This window comes from Solibacillus ferritrahens (genome assembly GCF_037027585.1).
Classification (GTDB): domain Bacteria; phylum Bacillota; class Bacilli; order Bacillales_A; family Planococcaceae; genus Solibacillus; species Solibacillus ferritrahens.
Map to the genome: position 1 here is coordinate 1 of NZ_JAXCLE010000028.1, position 23357 is coordinate 23357.

Below are 23357 nucleotides of genomic sequence, written 5' to 3' on the forward strand. Positions count from 1 at the left end.
AGTTTGAAAGCTCATTTGCTTTGCTAGCGATTTAACTTAATTAAAAGTTATAATCTATTGTTTGCTTCATTTAAGAAGCTTGTTTCATTAACGTTGCTTGTTCAGTTTTCAAGGTTCATTTCATCGTCGTTATGACAACTCTTATATCTTACCAACATTCATTTTAAATGTCAACAACTTTTTTTAAAAAGTTTTAATGAACATTTAATCTTCCAAATCGGCAACTTTTATACTTTACCACTCTAAAGTTAAGAAGTAAAGAGTTTTTTTAAAAAGTGTTCGACGCGTTTCAGCGACAAGTAATAATATATCACCTTAAAAACTATATTGCAATAGTTTTTTTATTTAATTCTTATGTTTCGTATTTGTTAAATAAACAAGGTCCCACAATACACTCATTCTGTTCTCTCCCTATTCAATAAAAGAGATGTAGCTTCTGTTTCTACTTATATAGAAGTAAAGAGCCATGCAAATTATATTGCATGACTCTTAAAAAGGTTATTTCGTTGTGTGGCGCATTGTTGGGAATAATAGTACATCACGGATAGATGGCGAGTTTGTTAATAACATAACTAAACGGTCGATACCTATACCTAAACCACCAGTTGGCGGCATACCGAATTCTAACGCTTCAATGAAATCGTTATCCATTTCGTGCGCTTCATCATTACCAGCTTCTTTTTCTGCCATTTGGGCTTCGAAACGCTCACGTTGATCAATTGGATCGTTCAATTCCGTGAAGGCATTTGCATGTTCACGACGAACGATGAATAACTCAAAGCGATCTGTAAAGCGTGGATCTTCAGGGTTTTTCTTCGCTAACGGAGAAATTTCCACTGGATGACCTGTAACGAATGTTGGTTGAACTAATGTTTCTTCGATTTTTTGCTCGAAGAATTCATTAATAATATGCCCTACTTCGTGTGAATCTTTAATTTCTACACCGTGTTCAGCAGCATGTTTGCGTGCCTCTTCTACAGTCATTGGAGCCCAGAAATCTACACCTGTTGCTTCTTTAACCGCATCTACCATATGAACACGTTTCCAGCCAACACCGAGCTCTATTGTATCTTCCCCATATTGTACAGAAGTAGAACCTAGAACTTCCTTGGCTACGTTGGCGATAAGGTTTTCTGTTAAGTCCATAATATCATTGTAATCTGCATACGCTTCATATAATTCAATCATTGTAAATTCAGGATTGTGACGAGTTGAAATTCCTTCGTTACGGAATACACGACCGATTTCATACACTTTTTCCAAACCACCAACGATTAAACGTTTTAAATGTAATTCGATTGCAATACGCATATAAAGTTCCATATCTAATGCATTGTGGTGTGTAATGAACGGACGAGCCGCTGCCCCACCAGCAATTGTGTGCAACATTGGTGTTTCTACTTCTAAGTAACCGTTGTTATCTAAGTAGTTACGGATTGCACGGATAATTTTAGAACGTAAGATAAAAGTTGCCTTTGATTCTTCGTTCGTCATTAAGTCTACATAGCGTTGACGGTAACGTTGCTCTACGTCCGTTAAACCATGGAATTTATCCGGTAATGGGCGTAATGCTTTTGTTAAGAAAGTGAATTCTGTTGCTTTAACAGATAGCTCTCCAACTTGTGTGCGGAATACGTTTCCTTTTACCCCTACAATATCACCAAGGTCTGCTTTGTTGAATAACTCGTAAGCTTCTTCACCGATTGCATCTTTACGTACATAAATTTGGATCTGGCCGGCTAAGTCTTGGATATGCGCAAAACCTGCTTTACCTTTACCGCGCTTCGTCATGATACGTCCTGCAACTATAACTTCACGAGGATTTTCTTCTAATTGTTCTTTATCAAATTGGTCGTTCTCTGCAACTACTTCATTTGATAAATGTGTGCGCTCAAAACGGCTACCGAATGGGTCCATACCGTTTTCGCGAATATCAGTCATCTTCTGGCGTCTCACCAAAAGTTGGTCGTTTAATTCTTCGATATTTGACACGTATATTTCACTCCTTAATATTTTTGCGCTCCAAAACGGCACAATAGTCCATAATGTTTCTATTGTACCGTATTTCGTAATGTGATTCACCTGTTTCGATTTAATTAGAAATGTTTAATAATTCTGTTAAGTGAATACCCATTTTTATAAAATGCGGATAACGGACACTCATTCCAAGACAAGTCACTTGCTACAGGAACGGCCTACTTAGCTCACATTTATAGAAAGAAAGGCTGTGTTAAAAAGTTATTCCCCTTTTAACACAGCCTTCCCAATTTAAAATTTTTCGGTCTTTCCTCGCTTAAGCTAGCACAATTTCGTCTTCATCGTATTCTTCTACGACACCATTAAGAAGTGTGCGTAACTCTTGCTCCGTCTCTGCTAAATTAATGGCGTTACGGATTTTTCCGTTACCCCGAATTCCTTTTAAATACCACGAAGCATGTTTTCGCATTTCACGAACGGCAACTTTTTCACCTTTTAACGCTTTAAGTCGTTCAAAGTGCAGCAAACACACATCCATTTTCTCTCGCACAGACGGCTCAGGCATTAGTTCGCCTGATTCTAAATATTTCACCGTTTGGTACATCATCCATGGATTTCCTAATGCCGCGCGCCCAATCATGACTGCATCTGCCTTCGTATGTTCCAGAATCCGTTTTGCATCCTCAGGTGTTTCCACGTCCCCGTTAGCAATGAACGGGATGCTAATATTTTTCTTCACTTCTGCCAAGACGTCCCAGTTCGCTTTACCTTCATACATTTGAACACGAGTCCGTCCATGCATTGCAATCGCCGCTGCACCTGCACGTTCTGCTGCTTGTGCATTTTCTACAGCAAATACACGCTCATCATCCCAACCGATACGCATTTTTACTGAAACCGGCTTATCAACTGCATCTACTACAGCCGAAACCATCTCGTAAATTTTATTCGGATCCAGCAGCCATTTCGCGCCAGCTTCGCATTTAATAATTTTATTAACAGGACAGCCCATATTAATGTCGATAATATCCGCTGTTGTATTTTTATCCACAAATTTTGCCGCTTCTACTAAATTTTCTTTGTCTCCACCGAAAATTTGTAGGGTCATCGGATTTTCTCGTTCATCAATATAAAGCATATCCAACGTTTTTTTGTTGCGAATATTTAACGCTTTGTCACTAATCATTTCCGCATATACTAAACCTGCACCAAACTCTTTCACTGTTAAACGGAAAGCCGAGTTACAAATCCCTGCCATCGGGGCAAGAACAACTCGGTTGTCCATTATAATATCACCAATTTGGAAAGGTTTTTGGTCAATGTTTGACACCTTTTGTTCCCTCCACACTAGGTTACTCACCTTTTAATTCTTGAATATCTATTTGTAATACATCCGCGATTTTTTGGAACTGTTCTTCAGAGGGAAGTTTTTCGCCTCGTTCAATACGACCCAAAATCGTAACAGACATACCAATCTGTTTTGCAAATTCGGTTTGCTGAATACGTTTTAGCTTTCGAAAGGCACGAATTCTTCGACCGTAGCGATTTTCTTCCACAGCTTGACGCCCTCTTTCTCTATGTCGAGTGCTAGTAGTGCTTTTTGCACAGATACTAGCATACCACATTTTTGCGTCATTATCTCTTCAAGCGGCACTAATACAAACGCACGTTCGAACATGCGTGGGTGTGGAACAATTAAGTTTTCCGTTTCATATTTTTCGTTATTGTATAACAAAATATCAAGATCTATAATTCGCGGACCCCATCGGAATTCGCGTACACGCCCTAAATCATTTTCGATCTTTTGACATTGTGTAAGTAGCTCAAAAGCATTTAGGCTTGTTTCAACGGCAACCGCAATATTTAAAAAATCCGCCTGTTCCGTAAATCCGACCGCTGCTGTCTCGTAGATCGAAGAAATGGCTGTAACTGTTATTTCCTTATTTGAAAGGAGCAGCTTTATTGCGTCTTGCAGGTTTTGCTCACGTTCCCCGATATTTGTTCCTATGGATAAAAAGGCTGTTGTCATATAAATTGTCCTCGCACAATTTCCACAGAGACTTCTTTATAATGACCCGGAATGGGAGGATCAGGCTTAATCACTTCCACACGGCAACCGAAAACTTGCCCTTCGTATTGTGTTAAAATGCGTGTAGCAATCGTTTCGGCAACCGCCTCAATTAATTTATATGGCTTGCCTTCCATTACTTCTTTACATATTTCATAAACTCCTACATAGCTTACAGTGTCATCCAGCTCATCTGTTTCACCGGCACGCTTTATATCAACAGCAAGCGATACATTTGCACGAAAGCGTTGACCTAATACATTTTCTTCCGGTAACACACCATGATAACCAAAAAACTGCATTTCTCTTAAATGAATATAATCCATTACAATCTCCTTAATGTCTCGGTGCTAATTCACCTTGTACTTCAAACTTCCCAACAAGCGCATCCATCATTTTCACAGTCCGCGCCACTTCTTTTACATCATGCACACGCATAATATGACAGCCCTTTTGTACACCGAATGCACAAGTTGCAGCTGTTCCTTCTACACGCTCATCGACCGGTAAACCCAAGACCGATCCAATCATTCGCTTTCGGGATGTCGCAAGCAATACAGGATAGCCCAATGCAACAAGTTCATCTAAACGCTGCATCGTCTCGATACTTTCACTTAAGCTTTTCACAAACCCTATACCAGGATCAAGAAAAATATGTTCGTCGCGAACACCGGCCTCTTTGGCAATTTCAATACTTTCTAGCATATCTGACATATAATCTGCGAAGAAGTTATCATACTGACTATTTTTCCGGTTATGCATTAAAATAATCGGGACATTTAGCTCTGCCGCCACTTTCGCCATTTCCGGGTCTGCTTTTGCTCCCCAAATATCATTAATGATATGGGCACCTGCTTCAATTGCAGCACGTGCAACGTTTGATTTATACGTATCAATTGAAATAATCGCTTGCACTTCTTTTAAAAGCGCCTGAATTACTGGTACAACACGTGCAATTTCCTCTTCATCGGAAATCCGCGTATAGCCGGGACGTGTGGATTCCCCACCAACATCAATTATTTTCGCCCCATCCGCTACCATCTTTTTCGCTTGTGCAACTGCTTTTTCAACTGAATTAAACTTCCCACCATCCGAAAAAGAATCTGGTGTCACATTCAAAATACCCATTACAAATGTTTCTTTAGTAAAATCCAATTCAATTCCATTTAGTGTAAGTGTTTTATAATTTTCTAACATGACTTTCTCCTAGGTGCATAACAATTTTTTGTAAATAAGCCGTATGAAGCTTTTTATATAGCCTACCTTCACTTCCAGCAAAACGAATCTTTCCAATATGCGAAATCGGTACAAGCTCCTGCACGGCCGTCGTAACAAAACATTCGTCGGCCTGCTCTAATTCCCATATCATAAAACTGCCTTCCCTTACATGAATCCCGAGCTCTTTAGCAAGACGAATAACGATAGCTCGTGTAATGCCTGGCAATATACCCAACTTCGTTGAAGGCGTATACAGTATATCATCTTTGATCCAGAAAATATTCGATGTAATGCCTTCTGCCACTACCCCATTTTTATCGGTAAAAAAGCCTTCTTGGTTGGCTAAACTGGACAATTCAAGACGTGCACGGACATTATTGCCGTAATGATGACTTTTATAGCGTGTTTGTTGTTCGGGGGAATTACGCGCAGTTTTCAGCCACACTGCCTCTTTTTCCGTCCCGCGCACCAATTTAGGCAATTCTTTGCGGAACAGAATAATTGTCGGCTCCGTATATTCGGACGGAGCAAGGCCAATCGGGTGTACTCCCGCTGATACATTTAAACGAAAATACCCTTCTTCACCGTCCTGTACATTGAGCTTTTCAATAACTTCCTCTATATCTTGAATAGTATACGGAAAATGAATACGGTATTCTTTTAATGCTTCCAGTAAGCGATTGAAATGTTCGTGTAAGTATACAGCCTTTCCCTCATATGTACGAAACGTCTCGAAAAATCCAAGTCCATACAAAAACCCGTGATCAAAAGGGGAAATTTTCAACTCTTGCTCATCAATATACTGCCCATTCATCCAACAAAGCATTGATCCCTATTCCTCCTAACAATATGTTTCGATAAATGTCCGTAATAGTTGCTTACCATCTTCAGTCATTATCGATTCCGGATGATATTGAACCCCTTCAATTGGATACGTTTTATGACGAAGACCCATTATTTCGCCTTCTTCGGTCCAAGCTGTCACTTCCAAACAGTCCGGTAAAGTGGTCGGCTCAACAATTAATGAATGATAGCGTGTCGCAGGAAATGGATTTGCGTTTTTTCTATGTAGACCGATCCCTTTATGAAGTACAGGCGATGTTTTTCCGTGCATCAACCGCTCTGCCCGTACGACATCTCCACCAAAAACCTGGGCAATCGCTTGATGACCTAAGCACACTCCTAAAATCGGAAGCTTTCCAGCAAAATGTTCAATAATACGAAGGCTTTGTCCAGCTTCATTTGGTGTACATGGTCCTGGTGATATAACTACCATCATCGGCTGAAGCGCTTCAATTTCCTCTATCGTTATGTCATCATTACGCTTTACTACTAACTCATGACCGAACTCACCAAAATATTGCACTAAGTTATACGTAAATGAATCATAGTTATCAATCATTAAAATCATTTGCTCACCTCTTCTGCCATTGCCTTTGCTTGCCACATTGCCTTTGCTTTATTCATCGATTCAATAAATTCGTTTTCTGGAATCGAATCGATCACAATTCCCGCTCCCGCTTGTATGTATACAATCCCATCCTGTATATAGGCTGTTCGAATTACAATATTTAATTCTAAATCACCCGTGTATCCAATCCAGCCAATAGATCCTGTATAAAGACCACGGCGAACAGGCTCAAGCTCTTCAATAATTTCCATCGTTCGAATTTTAGGTGCACCCGTTATCGTACCACCAGGGAACATTGCACGAATGACATCTGCATTAGTTTTCCCCTCAGCAATTTCTCCACGTACATTCGACACAATATGCATTACATGGGAGTAATGCTCAATAACCATAAATTCATTGACTTCCACCGTTCCATACTTGCTTACCCGACCTAGATCATTGCGTTCCAAATCGACAAGCATGACATGTTCGGCACGTTCTTTTTCATGATGAATCAATTCGTTGGCAAGTGCCAAATCCTGTTCTTCCGATTCCCCACGTGGACGCGTCCCTGCAATTGGTCTCGTTGATAGTTCATTGCCTTTACGCTTCACAAGCAATTCCGGCGAGCCACTTACAACCGCGAAATGCTCACTTTCAATATACGCCATATACGGAGAAGGGTTAAATGAGCGAACCGCCTCATACATCGTAATCGGAGCCGCTGAAAGTTTTTTTGCCTGACGCACAGACAAATTCACTTGGAATACGTCACCCTGACCAATATAATGCTGAATTTTACGTACGGCTGCTTCAAAAGCTTTTCCCTTAAATGAAACTTGTAATTCCATTTCATCTTGCTGAATATTTTTCGCTGTTTCCTGATTGAAATGACGTTTCTCCAATCCAACTACGGCTTTTTCCAGCCACTCTGTCTGCCATGTCAGTAAATCTACTTCGCATGCAGAAAACTTCATAAGGGTCACTACATTTGTTTTTACGTTATGCACAGCCCAATGATCAAATAAGTAAAAATATAGATTAGGAACGTGTAGATCATCCTCTGCTTCAAGTGGAAGCACTTCAATCGTACGTGCGTAGTCATAAGAAATAAACCCAATTGCCCCTCCCTGGAAATCGGGCAATTGCGGATTCGCTTCAAGCTTGTATTCGGAAATGACTTGTTCTAATTCGGCTAGTGCTTCCCCTTTTTTCAGCTCAACATCTCCATTTGCCCAAGTCAGTTCAAGCCCTTGTTCTACAGATTTAGCACTAGCAACTGGATGCCATGCTGCAATCGAATAATGCCCACCACGTCCACTTTCTAAAAATACACGTTGCTTTTCGACCATTGACTGCTCTTGGAAACTATAAAAAAATTCATCTTTAGTCATTTGAAATGTATGGAATTCTAGTTGTTGCATCTATTTACACCCGCTTTATTCTTTTCCTTAATTAAACTCGAAAACACTCTAAAAATCCAATTTTATCTTAGAGTAGACTAAGAAAAAGCTATTTTACGAGTGTTAGCCCATAAAATAGCTTTGGAGAATGACTTGATAAATTAATTAGTCTTCAAACTGATATAAAGGAGTTGATAAATAACGCTCACCATTTGATGGGATGATTGCTAATACATTTTTCCCTTTACCTAGACGTTTGGCTGTTTCAATCGCTGCATAAATAGCTGCACCTGAAGAAATACCCGCTAAAATACCTTCTTCACGCGCTACTTTACGTGCATTTTCAAATGCAATTTCATTTTCTACCGGGAATACAGAATCATATATTTCTGTATTTAATACGTCCGGAACGAAACCTGCACCAATACCTTGAATTTTATGTGGTCCAGGGTTACCACCTGAAAGAACTGGTGAATCTTTAGGCTCAACAGCAATAATTTCGATATCTGGGAATTTATTTTTCAATACTTCGCCTGCACCCGTAATTGTACCACCAGTACCAACACCAGCGACAAAGGCATCCAGCTTTAAGCCATCTTGCTCAAATGCTTCTGCAATTTCAGGACCTGTAGTTAAACGGTGAATTTCTGCGTTTGCTTCATTTTTGAACTGCTGCGGTAAGAAATAACCTTCTGATTTAGAAAGTTCCTCCGCCTTTGCAATTGCACCTTTCATTCCTTCTGGACCAGGTGTTAATACTAGATCAGCTCCATATGCACGTAACAGGTTACGACGCTCTAAAGACATTGTCTCTGGCATTACTAAAATTGACTTATAACCTTTCGCTGCTGCAATCATTGCTAAACCAATACCTGTATTACCTGAAGTTGGTTCAATAATTGTACCGCCTGGCTTTAAAGAGCCATCTTTTTCAGCCGCTTCAATCATCGCTAAAGCTAAACGGTCTTTTACTGAAGAGCCCGGGTTAAAGTACTCCAATTTCACATATACCGTTCCATCATTTTCACCTGTAGCATTATTTAACTTTACGATTGGTGTACGTCCTACTAAATCTGCCACCGAATTTGCTAATTTACTCATCTTATCCATTCCTCTCTCAATCCCTACAAAATCAATAGGTTTTACTTAATCGTATCTTAACAATTTTTTATACTACTTGTCAATTGCTTGGTTCGGGATTTTTGGAAAATTTCTGACTATTTTGCCAGGTTTTATTAATTGGTTTAAAAATGGTTGTATTAGAAGCAGCGCATACTAATACAACCATTTTATATCATACTTTATTTTTTCGATTCCCCGTAAATCCAAGTAGCATTAAATTCCTTCCAGAAGGTTTCCGGTGTAATCGAAGGTGGCAGTTGCTCCAATGCCAGCTGACGTTTCACATGCCCTGTCACCTGATCAAAGCTAAAGGATTGTCCTTCCACCTTTTCTGTAACTGTGGCGATCGCATAGCGTCCATCACTTAAAACGAAAGGCTTGGATGTCTCTTTTTCCTTGAGGTTCTGTACTTTTTGAAGAATGGCGGCATCGAGTGTCGATTGACTGGATGTAATAAAGCCAATATCGCCACCTAAACTAGCCGAGGCAGCATCTAATGAATGCTCACGTGCTAAAACCGCAAAATCAGAGCCACTTTTCAGCTCCTTTTCCACCCGCTCCGCATCCTCTTTTGAATTCACGATAATCATACTAGTTCTATAGGTCGTCGGAATATTATAAATTGACTTATTTTCGTCGTAATACTTTTTTGCCTGTTCCTCTTCGACAACAACATCATTTGTTAATACCTTATCCAAAATGAGTTGAGCACGTACTTTTTGGCGAAGTTGCTCAGGGGAGAGGCTATGTAAAGTTGTATCATTTGAATCTTGTGCTGAACGCAATAAGGCTATTTCTAAATCTATTTCTTCGTCTTTCACATCGATTTTATATTTTTTAGCAGCCTTTTCCATCACCGCTTCATTCACTAAATCTTGCAATGTTTCTTTTCCATAACGTTTTTCCATTTCAGATAGCCACTTTTGGCTTGTAATGGACTCTCCATCAACGGCAGCAATTTCTTCGCTGCCGTCTTTTGATGATGGAGCATCATCCGATGGGAGTAACCATAACACTAGCCAAAATAGATTTCCGATTAACAAAATAAGCAATAAAAGTAAAGTTGGTTTCGTTTTTAAGCGTCGTTGTGTGTACGGTAAATTATTTGGTGTGGGTTTTGGTGTTTGGTGTAAATTACGATTGGATTTCATTCACAAAGCCTTCGAGTTCATTTTTGTCAAAGTGATATGTCTCTAAACAGAAGTGACATTGTGCTTCTGCTCCACCATCTTCGTCAATCATTTCTTGAATTTCCCCGACACCTAGACTGATAATTGCCGCACCAAAACGCTCTTTTGAACATTGACATTGAAACTGTACAGGCATTGATGTAAGAATTTGAACATTTCCTTCTCCTAATACCGCATCTAAAATCTGCTCAGGTGTATAGCCTTTTTCAATCATTTTTGATACAGGCTCAATAGATGACAAACGTTTTTCAATTTCTTCGATTGTATCCTCATCACAGCCCGGCATTAATTGAATAATAAAGCCACCTGCAGCTAAAATTGTATTATCTGGATTTACTAATACACCTAAACCTACTGATGAAGGTACCTGTTCAGATGAAGCGAAGTAGTATGTGAAGTCTTCAGCGATTTCGCCTGAAACAATTGGTGTTTGGCCTGAGAACATATCGCGTAAACCTAAATCTTTTACGACTGTCAGTGCACCTTCCGTACCAACACCGGCACGTACATCCAATTTCCCTTGATCGTTTAATTCAAAATGTACATGTGGATTAGTAACAAAGCCACGCACATCTCCTTTTGCATCTGCATCAATTACCATTGGACCAATTGGACCGTTCCCTTCGATTTTGACGGTAATTTTATCGTCCCCTTTTAACATTGCACCCATCATTACTGATGCTGTCATTGAACGACCTAAAGCAGCAGATACGATTGGCCATGTATTGTGACGACGTTGTGCTTCTCCTACAGTCTCTGTTGTATTTGTTGCAAATGCACGAACCTGTCCGTCAAATGCAATAGCTCTTACTAAGTAGTCTTTCATGTTGAAATTCCTCTTTTCTACTGATTTCTTTTATAAATAATCGCTAATCCCTTTAAAGTAAGGAATGAATCGACAATATCAATCATTTGTGTTTCATCGGCAATTAGTTTTGCAAGTCCACCTGTGGCAATTACCATTGGCTCCTCTTTACTTTGAGCTTTCATACGACTTACAATGCCTTCTACTTGCCCGATAAAGCCATAAAATACACCTGCTTGCATTGCAGCAATCGTATTCTTCCCAACAACCTGCGATGCTCGTGCAATTTCAAAGCGGGGTAATTTTGCTGCCCGTACATTTAGCGCTTCTACAGAAATCGCAATTCCGGGTGCAATAGCGCCTCCCAAATAATCCCCACGCTCATTTATAAAGCAGTATGTAATCGCTGTTCCAAAATCTATAATAATCAAGGGTCTACCACCATATTGCTCTAAAGCTGCAACAGCATTGACAATACGGTCAGCACCAACTTCACGTGGATTTTCATACTTTATATTCAAGCCGGTTTTTACACCTGGTCCAACAATTAAAGGCTGGGTATGGAAATATTTTTTACACATTAATTCAAGCGCAAACATTATAGGTGGCACAACTGAGGATATAATAATCCCCTTTATTTGTTCAAATGAAATGCCTTCATGAGCGAAAAATGCTTTAAATTGCATCGCATATTCATCTTCTGTTTTCCGTATATTTGTTTCTGTCCGCCAATGGTGTATGAGTTTATCATGATGATAAATACCTAAAGTAATATTGGAGTTTCCTGCATTCATCACTAAAATCAAAAGCGACACCTACTTTTCATGTTCTGAAAAAAATCATACCATATTTGGGCATCCACTATACAGTATTCCGTTTTTGCCTTTGTCCGTTGCATAAATAAATTGGGATGAAAAAACTGACTATCTCCTTTTCCTAGGAAATAGTCAGTTTGCTTGTATTATTTTGGACGGTCTTCATCAATGCCTTGTGGGCGATCGTCCGACACATCTTTCGGTAAATCTTCTACTGTTGGAGGTGTCTTTTCACCTTGTACCTCATCATTAATTGAAGCATTACCAGCCGTTTCAATTGTTGGCGTTACTTCTTTTTCTGTTTGAGGCTCTGATTCTACTACCTCTTCTTCAGGAGGCAGTACACCGTGGTCGCGTAAATGTTCAATTTGCTGTGCATTTAACGTTTCAATTTTAATTAACGTATTTGCAATTAAATCAAGCAAGTCACGACGCTCTGTTAAAATACGTTTCGTACGAGCATATTGCTCATCGACGATACGTTGAACTTCTTTATCAATTTCATATGCTACTGTATCTGAGTAGTTTTGGTCTGAGCCAAAATCACGTCCTAAGAACGGATTACCACCTTGGTTTGAGCCATACTGAACAGCACCTAAACTATTGCTCATACCATACTCTGTTACCATCGCACGTGCAATGCTCGTTACTTTTTGGAAGTCATTATGTGCACCTGTTGATACTTCACCAAGTACGATTTCTTCCGCAACACGTCCACCTAAAAGTCCAGCGATACGGTCAAGCAACTCTTGCTTTGTCGTAAAGAAGCGCTCTTCTTTCGGTAACATAATCGCATAACCACCCGCTTGACCGCGTGGAACAATTGTTACTTTATGAACAGTATCTGCTTCGTCTAATTGTAAACCAACAACAACGTGACCCGCTTCATGGAATGCAACAAGCTTTTTCTCTTTTGGAGAGTAAACGCGGCTTGCTTTTGCCGGACCTGCGATTACGCGGTCAGATGCTTCATCAATATCTGCCATGTTGATTGTTTTCTTGTTTTTACGAGCTGCAACAAGGGCACCTTCGTTTAATAAGTTTTCTAGATCAGCACCTGAGAATCCTGGTGTACGCTGTGCAACGGCCGCTAAATCAACTGTATCTGCTAATGGCTTATTGCGTGCATGTACTTTTAGAATTGCTTCACGGCCTTTTACGTCTGGGTGACCAACCGTAATTTGACGGTCAAAACGACCAGGACGTAATAATGCTTTATCTAGGATGTCTGGGCGATTTGTCGCAGCGATTATGATAATCCCTTCGTTTGCACCGAAACCATCCATTTCAACTAATAATTGGTTTAATGTTTGTTCACGCTCATCGTGACCGCCACCAAGACCTGCACCACGTTGACGACCTACTGCATCAATCTCATCAATGAAAATGATACATGGTGCATTTTTCTTCGCGTTTTCGAATAAATCACGAACACGCGATGCACCGACACCGACGAACATTTCCACGAAGTCAGAACCTGAAATCGAGAAGAATGGTACGCCTGCTTCACCTGCTACCGCACGCGCAAGTAATGTTTTACCAGTACCTGGAGGACCTACAAGTAGAATCCCTTTAGGAATACGTGCCCCAATATCAGTAAATTTACGGTGATCTTTTAAGAAGTCTACTACTTCTACAAGCTCTTGCTTCTCTTCATCGGCACCTGCTACGTCGTTGAAGCGAACTTTTTTCTTTTGGTCATCATAAAGCTTCGCCTTTGATTTACCAAAGTTCATCACCTTATTACCGCCACCTTGAGATTGGCTTAATAAGAAGAAGAACAAAATAATGATAATAACAAATGGAATAATGCTCGTAAGGAATGTTACGAACCCGCTAGTTTGCGGTTGTTCTAAAATTTCCACTCCTGGATATTCACCGTTTGCAATTTGTTCTTCAATTTGCAAAATACGATCTACAGAAGTTTGGTCATTTTGTAGAACGTTTACTGTGAAAGTTTCGCCTTCTTCAGCACCGTTCATTTGACCTACGATTTTGTACACGCCTCGCTCAGGCTGTATTGTAATAGAGGCAACCTCATTACTTTCTAAAGCCTCAAAAAATGCGTGATAATCAAGATTTTCAGTTGTCTGTTTTCCACCATTAAATGTTCCAAAAATCCCGATAATTACGAGAAAAATTAGTAAATAAAATATGGTGTATCGAAATATTCGATTCATCCCCAGCCTCCTCACAACGTTACAGAAAAACTATAAGTAAAATCTTAACATACGTTGAAATTTTCATACAACGAAAAGCACTCTAATTTTAAATGTTCAAACGAATTATGACAAAACCCGCTCTTTTTATCGATTATGCCAATGCAAAACAGCATTCTATCGATTTTTCTACCACTTAAAATGAATAAACTTCACGCTTCAAAATTCCGATATATGGCAAGTTACGATATTTTTCCGCATAATCTAAACCGTAACCAACTACAAATCCGTCTGGTACTTCGAAGCCAACGATATCTGCTTCTAAATTTACTTTGCGTCCAGATGGCTTATCCAGTAAAGTAACAATTTTTATCGATTTTGCTTTACGGTATTTAAATAAATCAACTAAATAGCTTAATGTTAATCCACTGTCGATAATGTCTTCAATAATAATCACATCGCGACCTTCTACACTAGTATTTAAGTCTTTGACAATTTTTACTTCCCCGGATGATACTGTGGCATTACCGTATGAAGTAACGTCCATAAAATCCAATTCTACATACGAATCAAAACGCTTCATTAAATCTGTCATAAAAGGCATCGCACCTTTTAATACACCTACTGCTAAAGGGAAAAGTTCTTTATACTCCTCTGTCAGCTCTGCACCAAGTTCTCTAATACGCTCTTGGATTTGTTCTTCTGTAATCATAATTTTTTCAATATCATTTTGAATCATGAGTAGATTCCCCCTTTAATTAATTAAACTTTCTAAAGACGTTCATTGCTGTCGACAAGAAGCACCATTGAATGCTTTGTCGATTTTACATTAGAAAATTTATTGTTTACGCGCACAGCTAATATGGAGAGCAACTCATCATTAGCATCCACTAATAACGGCCAACTAGCTCTTTTTAAGAAAGGAATCTTGTCATCAATGAAAATGCGAGATACTTTTTTCTGATGCTGCATGCCTTGTAGCGCAATACGATCCCCTTGTTTTGGAGACCTTATGAATAATGGAAACCATACAGATGACGCTTCGAAAAAATGTGGATGATATTGTTGTAATAGAGCATCGTCACATAACGCAAGTTCTCCGATATAAATGCGCATCGTCCCAAGCATGTACCACTCATTCAAAACGATTTGTTGTTTTTCCATCAAAAAGCTATTCTTCTTAGTTTCAAATACAACTTCATCGTATTGTCGCCGGGCAATAAAATTCTCAGGTAAATCAAGTGTACGACTTCCTTCAGACGTTGAAAACAACGCCAAAACTGTCGTACAAAGTACATAGCTTTGAAACGTTTTTGAATCGTTATAAAGATAACTTAATAGTATTAAAACGAGCCTTCTTTGTAAAGCAAGTGGTTCTTTTTGAAATGCAGAAACATTTACTTTGTAATAATTTTTGTCAAATTTATTAAAAAGCTCAAAAAAACGCACTTTTGCAAGGTCCATTAAATACGAATCATCTTCTGTAAGTTGTTGTGCGATGTTTACGGCATGTTGGGACACGAGGGGATTTTCTTCTTTTAAAATTGGTACGACATGATGACGAAACCGATTGCGGGTATAATCATTCTTTGCGTTGCTTGGATCTTCACGGTATAAAACATCTTTACTATGTAAATATTCCCCAATTTCATGTTTTGTAACCATCAAAAATGGGCGAATTACCGTATAATCATAAAAATTTCTAATCGGCAAAATTCCTTTTAATCCATTTAATGAACTTGCTTTCGTTAAGGCCATCAACATAGACTCCAATTGGTCATCCGCATGATGGGCCGTTACTAATTTTGTGCATTGTTGTGCATCCATGACCTCTTCAAAAAAACGATAACGCTCTTGACGGCATATTGCCTGAATATTCCCCCCGTCCTTTTGCTGAATTTCTGCAATAGGAATGGCACAGCTGTAAAACGGGATTCCCCAGGATTTACACGTCTGTTCCACAAATACACAATCCTCAGCTGATTGCTCGCCGCGTAACATATGATCGACATGGGCTACGACGAGCTCAATTTGAAAGTAGCTTTGAAAATGATGAAAAAAAGAAAGAAGCGCCATCGAATCAACGCCTCCTGAACAAGCAATTAATAGTTTTTCACCATTTTCTATAAGCTGATGTTCTTTTATAAATGCTAAAACACTATGCTCTAAACTGTGCATTTTTTCACCTCATATACCGTTCAATGTTTGATTGTTGGTCGAAATACTTGCCATGGCTTTGATACATGTTGCAGACGGAATAACATGACAGTGCAGTCGTCCGCAATTGGGTACATTTGTTTGAATTGAGTCATTACATCAAATAATACAACTTGGATAGAGGCACCTTTTTCTATTCCTTGACGAATCAACCTGATAAATAATTGTTCTTGAGCATCCCACTGTGCGGATGGTGAAAATAATCCATCCGAAATCATTAAAATAACATCCTCTGATAATAATGGAGTCATTTCAGTGTCGATTGCAAAATTCGGTAAAAAACCGATTGGGGCGCTTGTACTTTCTATTTTAAATAAATCGGGTCCCCTTAAAACGTAAGTTGTCATGCCGCCTGCTTTCCAGCACCATAAATGACCGAACTGTAAATCGACTAGGGCAAAATCCATCGTAGCATACATATCAGAATCATTTTTTAATGACATCACGTAATGCATCGTATGCATAGCCGTTTCAGGATCCATGTTATACGTTATACAATCTTGCATCATTTGAATTAAACGTTCACTTTCTTCGTGTGCCCTTACATTCGTCCCCATACCATCTGATAGCATAACCGCCATTAATCCCGGATGAATTGGAAATACGCGGTAAGAATCCCCGGAAATCGTATGGTGGGCATGTGAATACGTATATATATCATACTCCAATTGATAACGAATTGCCGAGCGAAACTTTATTTGTCGATAAAAAATAGGCGATTGCTGTTCATAAATCGTTTCACCTTTCAGTGGTTCATGTAGCAATTCAAATAATTGTTGTTCTAGATGTTGGATCACAACGTGTGTATCGCGCTGATCTGCAATATAACAAATGAATTCCCGATCTCCTATTTCTGTTTTTAACCACTGAATGTGTAGACAATGGATATCGCGCTCATTTAAATATTGTTGAATATCCCCATCTACTTCTGTTGTTCCGACATCTAACTGGTGACTGCTTAATAGCTTTTCAAAATGACTGCTTAAATCACGCAACTGTAACGCAATCATTTTTTTACCATGATAATATTCGCGTTCCATATGTTCTTTTTGGATTGCCGACTCTAGCTCTTCCAGCAGTTTAGATGACTTTATACACTTTCCTTTAAGTTGTTCCTCAACGCGCATCCATCCAACAGGTTTTGGACTTCTTTTTGCTAATCGCCAAGCATTGATTGTCTCTTCCATTTCTCTATTCCCCCCCCAGCATTGTTCATATTTGAAACAGCTAGAGCAAATTAAAAATGGTTCTACCTTCTTTTCGTTTTTTGTTGATGGTTGTGTAAACCGCTCAAAAACAAGTTCCTTCATAAATGACACAAAGTGCTGAAATTGCTTAAGCTGGACTTCCACTACCTCATTGCGATTCACTTGAACGATACTGACCGTTTGCTGCTTATAATACATTTGGCAATAAGAAAGCACTTTTTTCGGTACTAATAAAAATCCAACCGTACCTGTCAACATCGATAAAAAATAAACGCTGTCTATCGGTAATGTCGCATCATAGAAAAAGAAAAATATACTAGGAAGCAAGCTAAACAAAGCAACTATATAACGCCCCTGATTTTGAACTATTGCTGCCACCAAACCTGTACAAGCATATAAGATCATCATACCTGTAAAGGACAAATTCGCTAGTCCCATAAAGAACCCAAGGGATAATGAAAAGATTACAGTAGCCCCAACAGTCGAAGTATAGGCAACGAGACAAATAAGAAAGTGAAGTAAAATTAGCGGTAATGAAAAGTAAAGGAGAGTCATGCTTTGCATACCCACCATTACCCCGGCCAAAATAATCATGATTGCCGTGATTTTGTCCCTTGTCCATTCAAACTGACCTACTTCGTTAGTTTGCAATGTCAGAAGTCGAATAAAAAATAACATAGATACGGAGAAAAAGCATTCATAAATAATATAGAATAATACCATGACAGACGGTGTACCACTATGCAACATCATTTGCCACAATAGTTGTACGATGACGATGCTGCTTGCGAGCAAAATATATGGAGATAGTTTCAAAAACTTAAATCTTACGAGACATTCCATGAAAAGCAATTGTACTAAAACAATAGCAACTTGCCCAAAGCCAAGGAAGCAAGTTCCGATTATCCCTCCTAGTAATGCACTCTTTTGAAAAGCAGCAAACCGGGTCCGTATAATAAGCCAGAAAGGTAGAAACAATGGAACAACTGCTTCAAAAAAAACAGCCTGAGCAAAACAAAAGGCTAGAAAGACTATAGCACTTGATATTATCATTTTCGATTTTTCTTTATATAATAATAGGCTTAAATTAAATGTTTGAAACTCATTTTGATTGTTTAATGTCACCATTTTTACTATCACCTTTTCTTTTTATCGCTATTATACAAATCCTTGAAAAGTGAATTTTGTCTGTTTGTAGGACTGCTTATAAAAAATTGTTCGACGGATTTTTTAAGGGAATATGCACGTTTTCAACTTAATTTCTAATCAAAATACAAAAAAATAATTATTACCCATTTACCCCTTCATAAAGGCCTCAAAATTTAGCGGAAATTGTTGTTGACACTTATTGCACCGCATTGTATTATTAGTTCTGTTGTTAATTTTGGCGGTGTAGCTCAGTTGGCTAGAGCACTCGGTTCATACCCGAAAGGTCGTGGGTTCGACTCCCTCTGCCGCCACCATTTTTTAGGCCCGTTGGTCAAGTGGTTAAGACACCGCCCTTTCACGGCGGTAACACGGGTTCGAATCCCGTACGGGTCATCTTAAGGGCTGTTTAGGAAAACATTATTTCCTAGGCGGCTTTTTTCTATTTTGGGATTTCATAACAATCTTTTTGCTTTATACTTTATAATGTTGAAGTAAGAGGAGGCGTTTTCTTTGGTACAAAACTTTACATACTTGGCTTTTCTTTGTGGTGTCAGCATGCTTTTAGTTGTCGGAGGCGTTATTTTAACCAACTTGCCTCTCCCTCTACAGATTATAATGATTGCAGTTGGTCTTGTTGGCGGGATTTTCTGTTTCATTACACTTATTCGCTTGCTAATAAAGCATAATGCCGAAAAAGAATAACTTATACGCATTGAGGATTTGCTCGGTAGCATGAGTTTACTGCAGGAGCCGTAATATTTATACAAAGAAAGGCAGTGTTAAAAGTCAATTTGACTTTTAACACTGCCTTATCTTTCATCTATTTGACACTTTTTCTACGTTCAAACAGCCAGCAAAATTATCCTCTGCGAGCTCCACGACCACCGCGCTTAGATTCAGTAGCACGCTTTAATGTAGTTAAACGTTCATCGCTATCTTTTAAGAAACGCGCCATTTTCTGTTCAAAATTCTCTTTTGGTTGACGATCATTGCGATCGTTTGAACGGTTATTCTCACGACGAGGACGCTGTGGACGCTCTGGTCGCTCAGCTTGAGGCTTTGCTTTACGAATTGAAAGACCAATCTTTCCATCCGCTTCAACATTCATCACTTTCACTTCGACTTCATCGCCTACTTTAAGATGCTCATTGATATCTTTTACGTAGTTATCCGCCACTTCACTAATATGGACTAAACCTGTTTTCCCATCAGGAAGCTCAACGAATGCACCGAAATTTGTGATGCCTGTTACCTTACCTTGTACTTTGCTGCCTACTTCAATTGACATAAAAAAAATGCTCCTCCTTAAATTTTAAGAGACTCTTCGGTTGAAAAGCCATTTATCAATTATAATGAAACTTTTGTTCAATAGTTTCTTCTCTAATTATAGCTAACATAAAAAGAGTGTCAACAAGACACTCTAACTAGAGGCAAATAATACCAAGTATTTTATGACAAAATGAACATATTGATTGGTTTTTTTATTAAATTTTCAAAGTAGCATTCATTCTTAAACAATTGTAACCAACAACCGTTAAAACGATCTCTAATCTTCATCTTTTTCGTCATTATCTTTTTCGGATTTGTTAGGGATAGTAAAAATAATTTCGCCTTCATCGGAAAGGAAAAACTCTTTTCGCGCTAACTTGGCAATATATTCATCATCTTCTAATTTTGCTATTTGCAAGTTTAAAAGCTCTTGTTTGTTTAATGCTTCATCTAATAGTTCGGTAGCAGCCACCTTTGCTTCTTCTTTAGCAGCGAGACGCTCATGTTGAACCATATTTGCCTTTACTAATACAACAATTGCTACCGTTGCAAGAATGAAAAATACCGCCATTCTTCTTCGTCGTCTAACAGCTATTTTTGCTTTCATTTGAGCTCGAGCTTGCGGATTTGATCGGACATAGTCGTTATTTAACGGCTGTACATTTTGGTTATGTAGCTCTTCTTGCACATTTCTTCTTCCCATTTCCGTCTCCTCCCTCACTATTAATATTCGTTCTAATTATACAAATTTCCTACTGTGTTTTAAAGTTTTTTAACAAATATTTCCTAAATAATTTAATAATTGGATTACATAAAAAAACAATTATTGTTTTTAATAACTTTATAATACTTGTTATGACTTTGGCAACTACATGTCCTATAAATAAAATGGGTCTTATAAATATATTGATGAATACCCTTCCAAGGAAACGAAAGCTATTTTGGAAAATGACTTCATAAGCTGCAATTCCAGCTAATTGGGCAAGTGGGTCCACAAATCTCCATTGCCCTCCTTTTACTAAAAATAACAGATAAAACGTACTAACCCCTAATATCAACCAGACGTGCCATTCTAAAAGCCATGTGATCCGTCTAATATTTTTAAGGGGGATACGATTTAAATTAATTCTTATACAGTCGATGATGGCACCTACAGCTAGTCCACTTATAAACATGACGAGGATGCTTACAAGTTGTGCACTCATCATCATCCAAATAATTTATGAAGGAAACTTTTTGACAAACCATTCTCGCTTTCATCGTATTGGAATGTCTTCACTTCCCCTTCTAACGTTAGCAATCCTTTATCCACATCCAAATGTACGATACGCAGCTCTTCTCCTCGAATTAGTAAGTGCCCTTGTGATGTATTTACATAAAATTCTTCCTGATCGAACCGTTCAATACTTTTTACAGATGTCATGTCCATACGCTTTCTATTGCGAACCGTTACTAAATGATCCCCAGATGAAATGGTATAACGACTACTTTCTTGATGAATAGTCAATGCAAGTCCCCCTTTGAGCTTATAGTTGTACACTATATGCAACAATCAAAAAAAGCATGACACAAAAAGTTGGTCATGCTCTCCTCATTATTCGTCGTCATCAATAAATTCTGGTTCAACCTTCTCGAGACGCTCTTCTTTTACGATAGTAAACATTTTTAAAGCTTCTTCTTTTTTTACATTTTCACGCAATTCCTCAACTCGAGCGGTTACAATTTTTTGACCGAAGCGTATCGCAAGCTCATCGCCTACTTTCACGGTGCTGCTTGCTTTGGCTACTTTATCATTAATCATAATCCGCCCCTGTACTGCCACTTCTTTTGCTAATGTACGACGTTTAATTAATCGTGAAACTTTTAAAAATTTGTCTAAACGCATAAAATTACTCCCCTTTTTCTAATTGTTTGGCTTCATCCCAAAATGCATCTAATTGTTCTAAAGTAAAGTCATTAAATGCTTTCCCACTATTTTTCACACTTTGTTCAACAAAATGAAAGCGACGTGCGAACTTCTCGTTTGCATGGAGCATCGCTTCTTCCGGTGAAATTTTATAGAAACGAGCGATATTAACAAGTGTAAACAATACATCTCCAAACTCATCTGTTCGACTAATTGTTGACCCTTGTGTAATTTCATCTCGGAATTCTTGCCATTCTTCAGCAAATTTTCCCCATGCAAATTCGGCATTCGGCCAGTCAAACCCAACTGTAGCCGCTTTTTTCTGATAGTTAAAAGATGTCTGGAGCGATGAATATGGACTATATGCATCTTTTAAAAGCGACTCATGTGCTGTTTGAGCTTTTTCTTGTTTTTTAATCTCTTCCCAGTTGGCAATAACCGTATCAGCATCGTCTACTGTAACATCACCAAATACATGGGGATGTCGACGAATCATTTTTTCACTGACTGATGCTAGTACTTCTTCCAATGTAAAATAGCCATTATCTTCACCAATTTGAGCATGTAGAAAGACTTGTAAAAGAACATCTCCTAGCTCTTCTACCATTGCAAAATCATCTTCTGCATCCACTGCCGCCAAAAACTCATGTACTTCTTCCAATAAGTATTTTTTCAAAGACTCATGTGTTTGCTTTTGATCCCAAGGACATCCATTTGGACCGCACAATGTCGCGATAATTTGACGGAATGTCGTCCAATCACGCAGTGCATCTTCATCGGATGCAACAGGAGGCACATAAACCGTTGTTAAGTTATTAATTTCAGCTACCTGATCGAGCTCATAAAGTGGCACTGTACGCAGCTGCTCCTGTGATGATCCCGCTGCCGTTACAATCGTTACTGGATAATCATCACGGTATTTTTCCATTAACGTCAACTTCACTTCGGACGCGCTGAATGAATCGTATACTTGTGCAATTAAAATGTGTTGCCGCATGTTGATATCATGCTGCGACATGCTCGTACCATCCAATAACTGAAATCCTTCAATAGGATCAATCTTTAATGCACCAAAAATGGGATCTAAAAAGCTTTGCCCACCTTCAATAATCAGCTGAATACGTCCTTCACGATCAGCTGCAATTAAATGCTGGACTGTTTGCTCTGCTACAAGGGGATGCCCTGGGACCGCATACATAATGTCTTCCTGCGCCACTGCTTCAATTAAACGTTCTGCAATTTCCTCATAAACCGGACCGAATGAACCATGCTTGATGTACACTTCATCAAAGCTCGTAAACTCAATTCCTTCTCGCTTCAAATCCTGTAAAACAGGATGATCCTCTGTGCGTACATATAGCTTTTTAGCGGATTTAATTTTTCTATAAACACCCATTTGCATTTGTTCAAAATCGGCAGCACCTAAACCGATGACTGTTAATTGTTTCAATATAAACA

Annotated in this window: 24 protein-coding genes and 2 tRNA genes; 3 read left to right on the top strand and 23 right to left on the bottom strand. The window is 38.8% G+C overall.

Annotated features, from left to right (window positions below; all coding sequences use genetic code 11):
• Positions 1–498: 498 nt before the first annotated feature.
• The 17 genes from lysS to SNE38_RS17800 all read right to left on the bottom strand — a co-directional run bounded on the left by lysS (position 499) and on the right by SNE38_RS17800 (position 18703).
• A complete protein-coding gene (gene lysS, locus SNE38_RS17720; protein ID WP_191705304.1) occupies positions 499–1992 on the bottom strand; it encodes a lysine--tRNA ligase in 1494 nt (497 codons plus the stop codon).
• Between the two features lie 301 nt (positions 1993–2293).
• Entirely contained in the window at positions 2294–3307 is a 1014-nt protein-coding gene (gene dusB / locus SNE38_RS17725) for a tRNA dihydrouridine synthase DusB (RefSeq protein ID WP_191705305.1), read from the bottom strand.
• 22 nt (positions 3308–3329) lie between these two features.
• On the bottom strand, positions 3330–3533 hold the full coding sequence (locus SNE38_RS17730; protein ID WP_191705306.1) for a helix-turn-helix domain-containing protein: 204 nt from the start codon (positions 3531–3533) through the stop codon (positions 3330–3332).
• Positions 3485–4006: a 2-amino-4-hydroxy-6-hydroxymethyldihydropteridine diphosphokinase gene (gene folK / locus SNE38_RS17735; protein ID WP_191705307.1), complete on the bottom strand. Its 522-nt coding sequence runs from the start codon at positions 4004–4006 to the stop codon at positions 3485–3487. The genes SNE38_RS17730 and folK overlap by 49 nt, the downstream gene beginning before the upstream one ends.
• Positions 4003–4371, bottom strand: coding sequence for a dihydroneopterin aldolase (gene folB / locus SNE38_RS17740; protein ID WP_336047027.1), 369 nt, complete (start codon positions 4369–4371; stop codon positions 4003–4005). Before folB ends, folK begins: the two co-directional genes overlap by 4 nt.
• A gap of 10 nt (positions 4372–4381) precedes the next feature.
• Positions 4382–5242: a dihydropteroate synthase gene (folP, locus tag SNE38_RS17745; protein WP_191705309.1), complete on the bottom strand. Its 861-nt coding sequence runs from the start codon at positions 5240–5242 to the stop codon at positions 4382–4384.
• Positions 5226–6089: an aminodeoxychorismate lyase gene (gene pabC / locus SNE38_RS17750; protein ID WP_336047028.1), complete on the bottom strand. Its 864-nt coding sequence runs from the start codon at positions 6087–6089 to the stop codon at positions 5226–5228. The genes folP and pabC overlap by 17 nt, the downstream gene beginning before the upstream one ends.
• 15 nt (positions 6090–6104) lie before the next feature.
• Positions 6105–6674 (bottom strand): aminodeoxychorismate/anthranilate synthase component II, encoded by a 570-nt coding sequence (gene pabA, locus SNE38_RS17755; RefSeq protein WP_191705311.1) that lies wholly within the window; start codon positions 6672–6674, stop codon positions 6105–6107.
• Entirely contained in the window at positions 6671–8080 is a 1410-nt protein-coding gene (locus tag SNE38_RS17760; RefSeq protein ID WP_191705312.1) for an anthranilate synthase component I family protein, read from the bottom strand. Before SNE38_RS17760 ends, pabA begins: the two co-directional genes overlap by 4 nt.
• Positions 8081–8224: 144 nt before the next feature.
• Positions 8225–9160 (bottom strand): cysteine synthase A, encoded by a 936-nt coding sequence (gene cysK / locus SNE38_RS17765; protein ID WP_191705313.1) that lies wholly within the window; start codon positions 9158–9160, stop codon positions 8225–8227.
• 200 nt (positions 9161–9360) lie between these two features.
• The gene (locus tag SNE38_RS17770) at positions 9361–10332 is read right to left on the bottom strand and encodes a peptidyl-prolyl cis-trans isomerase (protein WP_191705314.1); all 972 of its coding nucleotides are present in this window, start codon (positions 10330–10332) and stop codon (positions 9361–9363) included.
• A complete protein-coding gene (gene hslO, locus SNE38_RS17775; RefSeq protein ID WP_191705315.1) occupies positions 10316–11197 on the bottom strand; it encodes an Hsp33 family molecular chaperone HslO in 882 nt (293 codons plus the stop codon). The genes SNE38_RS17770 and hslO overlap by 17 nt, the downstream gene beginning before the upstream one ends.
• A gap of 17 nt (positions 11198–11214) precedes the next feature.
• Complete coding sequence (locus SNE38_RS17780; RefSeq protein ID WP_191705316.1) at positions 11215–11982, bottom strand: type III pantothenate kinase; 768 nt, start codon at positions 11980–11982, stop codon at positions 11215–11217.
• 155 nt (positions 11983–12137) lie between these two features.
• Positions 12138–14171, bottom strand: a complete 2034-nt coding sequence (gene ftsH, locus SNE38_RS17785; protein ID WP_191705317.1) for an ATP-dependent zinc metalloprotease FtsH — start codon at positions 14169–14171, stop codon at positions 12138–12140.
• A gap of 175 nt (positions 14172–14346) precedes the next feature.
• A complete protein-coding gene (gene hpt / locus SNE38_RS17790; protein ID WP_336047030.1) occupies positions 14347–14889 on the bottom strand; it encodes a hypoxanthine phosphoribosyltransferase in 543 nt (180 codons plus the stop codon).
• Positions 14890–14921: 32 nt separating this feature from the next.
• On the bottom strand, positions 14922–16328 hold the full coding sequence (gene tilS / locus SNE38_RS17795) for a tRNA lysidine(34) synthetase TilS (RefSeq protein ID WP_191705319.1): 1407 nt from the start codon (positions 16326–16328) through the stop codon (positions 14922–14924).
• 20 nt (positions 16329–16348) lie between these two features.
• On the bottom strand, positions 16349–18703 hold the full coding sequence (locus tag SNE38_RS17800; RefSeq protein ID WP_191705320.1) for a SpoIIE family protein phosphatase: 2355 nt from the start codon (positions 18701–18703) through the stop codon (positions 16349–16351).
• A gap of 258 nt (positions 18704–18961) precedes the next feature.
• Here SNE38_RS17800 and SNE38_RS17805 point away from each other — a divergent pair.
• From SNE38_RS17805 to SNE38_RS17815, 3 genes are all read left to right on the top strand, one after another.
• Positions 18962–19038 (top strand) — tRNA-Met (locus SNE38_RS17805).
• A 7-nt stretch (positions 19039–19045) separates the two neighbouring features.
• Positions 19046–19117, top strand: a tRNA-Glu gene (locus SNE38_RS17810).
• Positions 19118–19234: 117 nt separating this feature from the next.
• On the top strand, positions 19235–19426 hold the full coding sequence (locus SNE38_RS17815; protein ID WP_191705321.1) for a sodium:potassium antiporter: 192 nt from the start codon (positions 19235–19237) through the stop codon (positions 19424–19426).
• 157 nt (positions 19427–19583) lie between these two features.
• Here the strand turns inward: SNE38_RS17815 and SNE38_RS17820 are convergent, their stop codons facing one another.
• The 6 genes from SNE38_RS17820 to yabN all read right to left on the bottom strand — a co-directional run bounded on the left by SNE38_RS17820 (position 19584) and on the right by yabN (position 23349).
• Entirely contained in the window at positions 19584–20012 is a 429-nt protein-coding gene (locus tag SNE38_RS17820; RefSeq protein WP_008408265.1) for a S1 domain-containing RNA-binding protein, read from the bottom strand.
• Positions 20013–20270: 258 nt separating this feature from the next.
• Positions 20271–20696, bottom strand: coding sequence for an FtsB family cell division protein (locus SNE38_RS17825; RefSeq protein ID WP_191705322.1), 426 nt, complete (start codon positions 20694–20696; stop codon positions 20271–20273).
• A gap of 49 nt (positions 20697–20745) precedes the next feature.
• Complete coding sequence (gene yabQ, locus SNE38_RS17830; RefSeq protein ID WP_336047031.1) at positions 20746–21204, bottom strand: spore cortex biosynthesis protein YabQ; 459 nt, start codon at positions 21202–21204, stop codon at positions 20746–20748.
• Entirely contained in the window at positions 21201–21500 is a 300-nt protein-coding gene (gene yabP, locus SNE38_RS17835; protein WP_191705324.1) for a sporulation protein YabP, read from the bottom strand. Before yabP ends, yabQ begins: the two co-directional genes overlap by 4 nt.
• Positions 21501–21587: 87 nt before the next feature.
• Positions 21588–21878, bottom strand: coding sequence for an RNA-binding S4 domain-containing protein (locus SNE38_RS17840; RefSeq protein ID WP_191705325.1), 291 nt, complete (start codon positions 21876–21878; stop codon positions 21588–21590).
• A gap of 4 nt (positions 21879–21882) precedes the next feature.
• Positions 21883–23349 (bottom strand): bifunctional methyltransferase/pyrophosphohydrolase YabN, encoded by a 1467-nt coding sequence (gene yabN, locus SNE38_RS17845; protein WP_336047032.1) that lies wholly within the window; start codon positions 23347–23349, stop codon positions 21883–21885.
• Positions 23350–23357: the final 8 nt, after the last annotated feature.

What these genes read in the sequence shown, in the direction of transcription:
- hpt (WP_336047030.1), bottom strand. Translation starts at nt 14,889, where the DNA reads ATGATTCAAAATGATATTGAAAAAATTATGATTACAGAAGAACAAATC.
- pabA (WP_191705311.1), bottom strand. Translation starts at nt 6,674, where the DNA reads ATGATTTTAATGATTGATAACTATGATTCATTTACGTATAACTTAGTG.
- ftsH (WP_191705317.1), bottom strand. Translation starts at nt 14,171, where the DNA reads ATGAATCGAATATTTCGATACACCATATTTTATTTACTAATTTTTCTC.
- tilS (WP_191705319.1), bottom strand. Translation starts at nt 16,328, where the DNA reads ATGCACAGTTTAGAGCATAGTGTTTTAGCATTTATAAAAGAACATCAG.
- cysK (WP_191705313.1), bottom strand. Translation starts at nt 9,160, where the DNA reads ATGAGTAAATTAGCAAATTCGGTGGCAGATTTAGTAGGACGTACACCA.
- folK (WP_191705307.1), bottom strand. Translation starts at nt 4,006, where the DNA reads ATGACAACAGCCTTTTTATCCATAGGAACAAATATCGGGGAACGTGAG.
- folB (WP_336047027.1), bottom strand. Translation starts at nt 4,371, where the DNA reads ATGGATTATATTCATTTAAGAGAAATGCAGTTTTTTGGTTATCATGGT.
- SNE38_RS17770 (WP_191705314.1), bottom strand. Translation starts at nt 10,332, where the DNA reads ATGAAATCCAATCGTAATTTACACCAAACACCAAAACCCACACCAAAT.
- pabC (WP_336047028.1), bottom strand. Translation starts at nt 6,089, where the DNA reads ATGCTTTGTTGGATGAATGGGCAGTATATTGATGAGCAAGAGTTGAAA.
- hslO (WP_191705315.1), bottom strand. Translation starts at nt 11,197, where the DNA reads ATGAAAGACTACTTAGTAAGAGCTATTGCATTTGACGGACAGGTTCGT.
- folP (WP_191705309.1), bottom strand. Translation starts at nt 5,242, where the DNA reads ATGTTAGAAAATTATAAAACACTTACACTAAATGGAATTGAATTGGAT.
- yabQ (WP_336047031.1), bottom strand. Translation starts at nt 21,204, where the DNA reads ATGATGATGAGTGCACAACTTGTAAGCATCCTCGTCATGTTTATAAGT.
- SNE38_RS17825 (WP_191705322.1), bottom strand. Translation starts at nt 20,696, where the DNA reads ATGGGAAGAAGAAATGTGCAAGAAGAGCTACATAACCAAAATGTACAG.
- SNE38_RS17800 (WP_191705320.1), bottom strand. Translation starts at nt 18,703, where the DNA reads ATGGTGACATTAAACAATCAAAATGAGTTTCAAACATTTAATTTAAGC.
- SNE38_RS17760 (WP_191705312.1), bottom strand. Translation starts at nt 8,080, where the DNA reads ATGCAACAACTAGAATTCCATACATTTCAAATGACTAAAGATGAATTT.
- SNE38_RS17840 (WP_191705325.1), bottom strand. Translation starts at nt 21,878, where the DNA reads ATGCGTTTAGACAAATTTTTAAAAGTTTCACGATTAATTAAACGTCGT.
- SNE38_RS17820 (WP_008408265.1), bottom strand. Translation starts at nt 20,012, where the DNA reads ATGTCAATTGAAGTAGGCAGCAAAGTACAAGGTAAGGTAACAGGCATC.